The following is a 5,188-nucleotide window of genomic DNA, read 5'->3' as shown; positions in this document are numbered from 1 at the left end:
CGTCTTTTTTGTGTTTTATAAAAATAAGAATGGCTGGTAAATCTCAGTTTATTAAAATTTCACTTTATTGTTCACATCAACAAGTTCAAAACGCTCACAGACGAGTAACATATCTTCAGAGAAATTAAGACCAAGCTCATTTAGTTCCTTTGTAAAAAAACGAACATGGGTGTCTCTCCAGTAATTATAAGTACGATCTCCTTCGCCTTCAGCGATAGCGAATTCTTCGCTTACTTCATTCATTGGTGTTACAGTTACTTCTATTGTCTTAATAATAGCTACAGGTTCATCATTACTATTGAGTATAATACTATAATCAATAGTAGTCGGTAGTGATTCATGTTCTAATTCATAAAAAATGTGACCGGAGCATGTAGCGGTTTTAATACCGTCAATTACTAGTTGTGCAAGATAATTAGGGGCATCCCAAAATTGCCAAGCTGTAACAGATTCTGGTTTTTTGTTGTTTCCCCAATAAGTATCCCAATATGTCTGTGCTAATTGATTCATTTTTATCGTTACCTCACTCTAATTCATATTTAGTCTCTTTATAATTCCTAGGAAATTTACTTACTTATTTAGTATGTCTTTGTACTCATTTAAAAGTTGTAGCGGTGTGTTGCAAATTAAAAAGATACTATGTGGAGTGAATATAGTTTGTAAATATGTTCTGTACATATATGGGATCTTTAATTTTCCAATTGCATTTTATGATAAAGGATGTAGTTACTTAAAGAACGTTCAGATTATGAATGGTAGTTTATTATCACTATGCCATATTGAAGTGAGTAATACTAGAGTTAAAATAGATGAAAAAACTGATATTCTAAATTGAATATCAGTTTAATAATATGTGACTTATATGAATCTATAGCAATACGAAAAGCGTAAATAAGATAGCCAACAAAATACGATAGTACGCAAAAGGTTTTAAACCTATCTTCTCTAAAAGCTTTAGAAAAGTTACTACCGCTAGCATCGCTACTATAAAAGAGGTAATGAATCCTACCGCAAACATAGGGATGTCATCGACACTTAAATACTTCCAACTTTTTAGTAAGTCTAAGCCTGTAGCCCCAATCATTACAGGAAGAGCTATTAGAAAAGAGAATTCAGATGCAGTCTTATAATTTACTTTTGCTAATAGACCTCCAGAGATAGTAGAGCCAGCTCTAGAGAAGCCAGGGTATACTGCTAAGCACTGAAATAATCCGATTGTTAAAGCTTGGCGGTATGTTAAATCGTCCAGTGAATAGGCTGCTGCCTCCTTCTTTTTTACTTCTGCAAAGAGCATAAGAATTGCACCTGCTACAAGTCCAATCACAACAGTGTATGGCTGGAATAAGTATGTTTTAATAATATCATGTAGTAGCAAACCAGCAACCACTGCCGGAAATACGCCAAGAAATACATGGAACGCGTTGAATTTTTTTTCTTTCTGTAGAAGTGGCTTAATATTACATAAAGAAACGAGACGTTTATGATATAAAATTGCAATGGCTAAAATTGCGCCTAGCTGAATAACAATTTCAAACGTTTTCGCTCTTTCTCCCTCAAAGCCTAATAAATGCCCGACTAATATAAGATGGCCAGTAGAGGATATAGGTAAAAATTCAGCTAATCCTTCTACAATACCGAGTATGAAGGCAATAATGATATCGCTCATAGTTTCACTCCTACAAATTAATGAATGTCTACTTTTTTAAAATAGAATAGTGTTGCAATAAATCCGGAAATTGTCGTTACTGCAATGATGATATAAGAATACTCTGGTGGATATGTCGGTTGTAATTCGTTATTTGCGATATCTAGAGTAGCGGTCCACGGAAATAAATCTTTATGCTTGGAGTTTACGAGCATAAGATTAGTCATTGTAATAATGACTGTTAATATAATGGGCGGTACATAGCTCTTCATTACAAGAGTTAGTAGCACAATAGGTGAAGACAATAGAAAGAGAAGTCCACCACATATTAAAAATTCTAGGAAAGAACCTAAAAGTAAAGAAATGTTAAAGCCAGGGAAGTTCCCCAATAGCCCTAATATTAAAGTAAGTGCCCAAGCGACTAAAGTTAGCATCATAATCCAAAGAAAGAGAATGATGAATTTACTTATAATAAAGCTAATGCGCGACACGGGGATAGTTAGTAAATTTTTCAGTGTATCTTCTGCATATTCGCGGGTAAGCAAATATGCAACCACTACTCCATATAAGGGGAATCCTATAACTAAAGTAGTATATAAGTTAACGTCAGTGAATAATTGATGGAACCAAATAGTTGGAGTAGGCTGTTTTGTTTTTATATGTATATAAGAGGCTACTACAACTAAGAAAGGTGCGACACCAGCACCAATAATGCTAATTAAAAACATATTAGAGCGTTTTAGTTTTAAGAGTTCTGTATAGAGTAGATTAACCAATTGTTCCACCTCCAACTAGTTTGGTGAAATAATCTTCTAGTCTATCTTCGCTTATCATCATTTTTAATACTTCAATACCATTAAGAACAAACGTTCTGTTTATGTATCCTTGTTGTCCAAAATGAGAGTAAATACGAATATTTCCTTCATCATGTACTTCATAATCAAAAATTTGAAGATGATTTTCTAATAACATCACAGCTTTATCGTCATTATTCACTTGAAACTCTATGTACTTACGGTTTGCTTTGCGCAGCGTATCAAGAGAAACTTCTTCTAGTAACTTTCCTTCATGAATAATTCCGATACGATCGACCAACTGTTCTATCTCGGCTAATATGTGACTAGAAATGAGTATTGTTATATTTCTTTCTTGAGCTAAAGAATGAATAAGTTTTCGCATTTCTTTAATACCAATAGGGTCTAGTCCGTTAGTTGGTTCATCTAATATGAGTAGCTCAGGATAATGGAGAAGAGCGCGTGCAATTCCTAAGCGTTGCTTCATTCCTAAAGAATACTTTCCTACTAACTTTTTTGTCTCATGCTGCAAGCCTACTATTTCTAATGCTTCTTCGATAGCATTCTTTTTGTGAACCCCAATTATCTTTGCATTAATTAGTAGGTTTTCTTTTGCAGTTAAGTTTTCATAAAATCCTGGAACTTCAACTATAGAACCAATTCTGCTTAAAATATCTTTTTGATTTTGGAATAAGTTCTCTCCGAATATTTCAATCGTTCCACTTGTAGGTTTTATAAGACTAAGCAGCATACGAATGGTTGTTGTTTTACCAGCACCGTTGCGGCCTATGAAGCCATAAATCTCTCCTTGTTGAACATTAATATTTAAATTATCTACTGATTTTTGATTGCCATATACTTTAGTAAGGTTAGTCGTTTTTATAATTGTATTTATAGGAGACACCTGCTTTCTATAAGTTCTTACTTACATCATAAAAAGGAAGGCTTAACTGCATATTAATCATTTCTTAACTATTTCTTAAAAGTATTGTGTTTTGGAATAGAAAAGCCAAAAGTAGTTCGTTTCCATGGAGTACTTTCAACCCATATATGCCCACCATTTTTTTCAACGAGTGCTTTAGAAATAGAGAGTCCGAGACCGCTACCACCAAATGAAGAGTTTCTTGATTGTTCGCTTCGGTACATTCGCTCAAATATGTTTTGTAAATCATGTTTTGGAATACCAGGGCCTTGATCCCAAATATGAAGTTTGTATTCTGCATCAGCTTCTAGCAGTTCGACTCCTATTGTTTTCCCATCCTTTCCGTAATAAATTGCATTTTTCATTAAATTACCGATAATCCGCATAATGCTTAGATGATCTGCGATGATAGGACAAGTAGAATCTGGTATGAGAATTTGCAGTTCGATGTTATGTTTTGAGAGCTCAGGTAAAAATTCAATCAAAACTTCTCTAGTAACTTCAGAAAAGTCGAGTTCTTCTTCTTTTAGTGGAAATTCATTAGCGTCTAGCTTCGCCATATTGAATATTTCATCAACTAGGTGCTTTAAGTTATTTGATTTCATATAGAGTATTTTAAGATATTCTTGTTTTTCTATTTTAGAAGCAGCAACTCCGTCTTTCAAAGCATCTATATATCCGATGATGGAGGTGAGTGGTGTTCGTATATCGTGGGAGATACTAGACAAAAGTTGTTTTCTGGATTCCTCGGATCTTTTGGCTTCAATCTGAACCTGCTCTAATTTAGCTATTAGCTCGTTTATTGAAAAAACGATATTATGTAATGAGTGGTCATTGCTTGTGAATAATCTCGTTTGTAAGTTTCCTTTTAGTACACGACTTAATTTAGTATCCATTGCTTTACGATGTTGAATGAATTGTATTCTTGAAAAGAAGAGATAAATTGTAATTAAGATAAGGATAATAAATAAAGACATTTTTAATCTTGGGCCCATTTGTATGTTTAAAATCCCGCAAATGATAAGTTGTAATGAAATAAGGAAGAGGGTTTTATCAGTCTTCAAGCTTTTCACCTACAAACTTATAACCAATTCCCCATATAGTCTGAATAAATTTTGGATTGGAAGGGTCAATTTCTATTTTCTTTCTAAGTTTTCGAATATGTACCATAACGGTATTGTCATCTTCTATATAATTATCGTCCCACACATTTCGGAAGAGCTGTGTTTTTGTAAATACTTGCCCTGGGTTTGAAGTAAAGAATTTTAACAGTTCCAATTCTTTTCCGGTTAAGCTAATTTCTTCTTTGTTTGTATGAACTGTGTATGTATTTAAATTGATAGTTAGTCCTTTAAAAGATAAAGTTGTTTTTTCTTGAGCAGTATTGTTACTTCCGAGAACTAAAAAACGCCGCATAAGAGCTTTTACTCGTGCAATTACTTCGTGAATGCTGAAAGGTTTCGTAATATAATCATCAGCACCAATGCTTAAACCTAAAATTTTATCAACTTCGTGATCTTTAGCTGTGAGCATTAATATAGGTACGTTAGTTTTATCTCTAAGTTTTTTACATACCTCGATTCCATCTATTTTGGGCATCATAAGATCTAATATAACGAGGTTATATTTATTTTGATTAAATAAATGCAAGGCTTCTTCGCCGTTGATTGCAGTGTCTACCATGTATAATTCTCGTTCTAAATATATTTTTAATAAATTTCGGATTTCTTTATCGTCGTCTGCTATAAGGATACGTATATCTTTCATATCTTCACCTGCTTCTAATAGAGTTTTATTGATAGTACAACAACTCTCTAATTATATACT

The 5,188-nt window shown here is 33.3% G+C and carries 6 protein-coding genes; all 6 read right to left on the bottom strand.

All coding sequences use genetic code 11. The features are described 5' to 3' along the window. Window positions 1-51 precede the first annotated feature (51 nt). The 6 genes from ABWK52_RS25495 to ABWK52_RS25470 all read right to left on the bottom strand — a co-directional run bounded on the left by ABWK52_RS25495 (window position 52) and on the right by ABWK52_RS25470 (window position 5,128). A complete protein-coding gene (locus ABWK52_RS25495) occupies window positions 52-510 on the bottom strand; it encodes an ASCH domain-containing protein (protein ID WP_001072424.1) in 459 nt (152 codons plus the stop codon). A 358-nt stretch (window positions 511-868) separates the two neighbouring features. Further along, a complete protein-coding gene (uppP, locus tag ABWK52_RS25490; RefSeq protein WP_001279960.1) occupies window positions 869-1,666 on the bottom strand; it encodes an undecaprenyl-diphosphate phosphatase UppP in 798 nt (265 codons plus the stop codon). A gap of 17 nt (window positions 1,667-1,683) precedes the next feature. Further along, window positions 1,684-2,421, bottom strand: a complete 738-nt coding sequence (locus ABWK52_RS25485; RefSeq protein ID WP_000247716.1) for an ABC transporter permease — start codon at window positions 2,419-2,421, stop codon at window positions 1,684-1,686. After that, window positions 2,414-3,343, bottom strand: coding sequence for an ABC transporter ATP-binding protein (locus ABWK52_RS25480; protein WP_000074580.1), 930 nt, complete (start codon window positions 3,341-3,343; stop codon window positions 2,414-2,416). Before ABWK52_RS25480 ends, ABWK52_RS25485 begins: the two co-directional genes overlap by 8 nt. A gap of 68 nt (window positions 3,344-3,411) precedes the next feature. Beyond that, complete coding sequence (locus tag ABWK52_RS25475; protein WP_141403053.1) at window positions 3,412-4,425, bottom strand: sensor histidine kinase; 1,014 nt, start codon at window positions 4,423-4,425, stop codon at window positions 3,412-3,414. Further along, a complete protein-coding gene (locus ABWK52_RS25470) occupies window positions 4,415-5,128 on the bottom strand; it encodes a response regulator transcription factor (protein ID WP_000651991.1) in 714 nt (237 codons plus the stop codon). Before ABWK52_RS25470 ends, ABWK52_RS25475 begins: the two co-directional genes overlap by 11 nt. Window positions 5,129-5,188 lie beyond the last annotated feature (60 nt).

Source organism: Bacillus sp. AP50 (assembly GCF_040492675.1).
Lineage (GTDB): Bacteria > Bacillota > Bacilli > Bacillales > Bacillaceae_G > Bacillus_A > Bacillus_A cereus.
Note: the sequence above shows the minus strand (reverse complement) of the source record. Positions and strands in the feature narration are given on the sequence as shown.

Excerpts from the sequence above, each read along its gene's own strand:
- uppP (WP_001279960.1), bottom strand. The coding sequence starts at position 1,666 with ATGAGCGATATCATTATTGCCTTCATACTCGGTATTGTAGAAGGATTA.
- ABWK52_RS25495 (WP_001072424.1), bottom strand. The coding sequence starts at position 510 with ATGAATCAATTAGCACAGACATATTGGGATACTTATTGGGGAAACAAC.
- ABWK52_RS25470 (WP_000651991.1), bottom strand. The coding sequence starts at position 5,128 with ATGAAAGATATACGTATCCTTATAGCAGACGACGATAAAGAAATCCGA.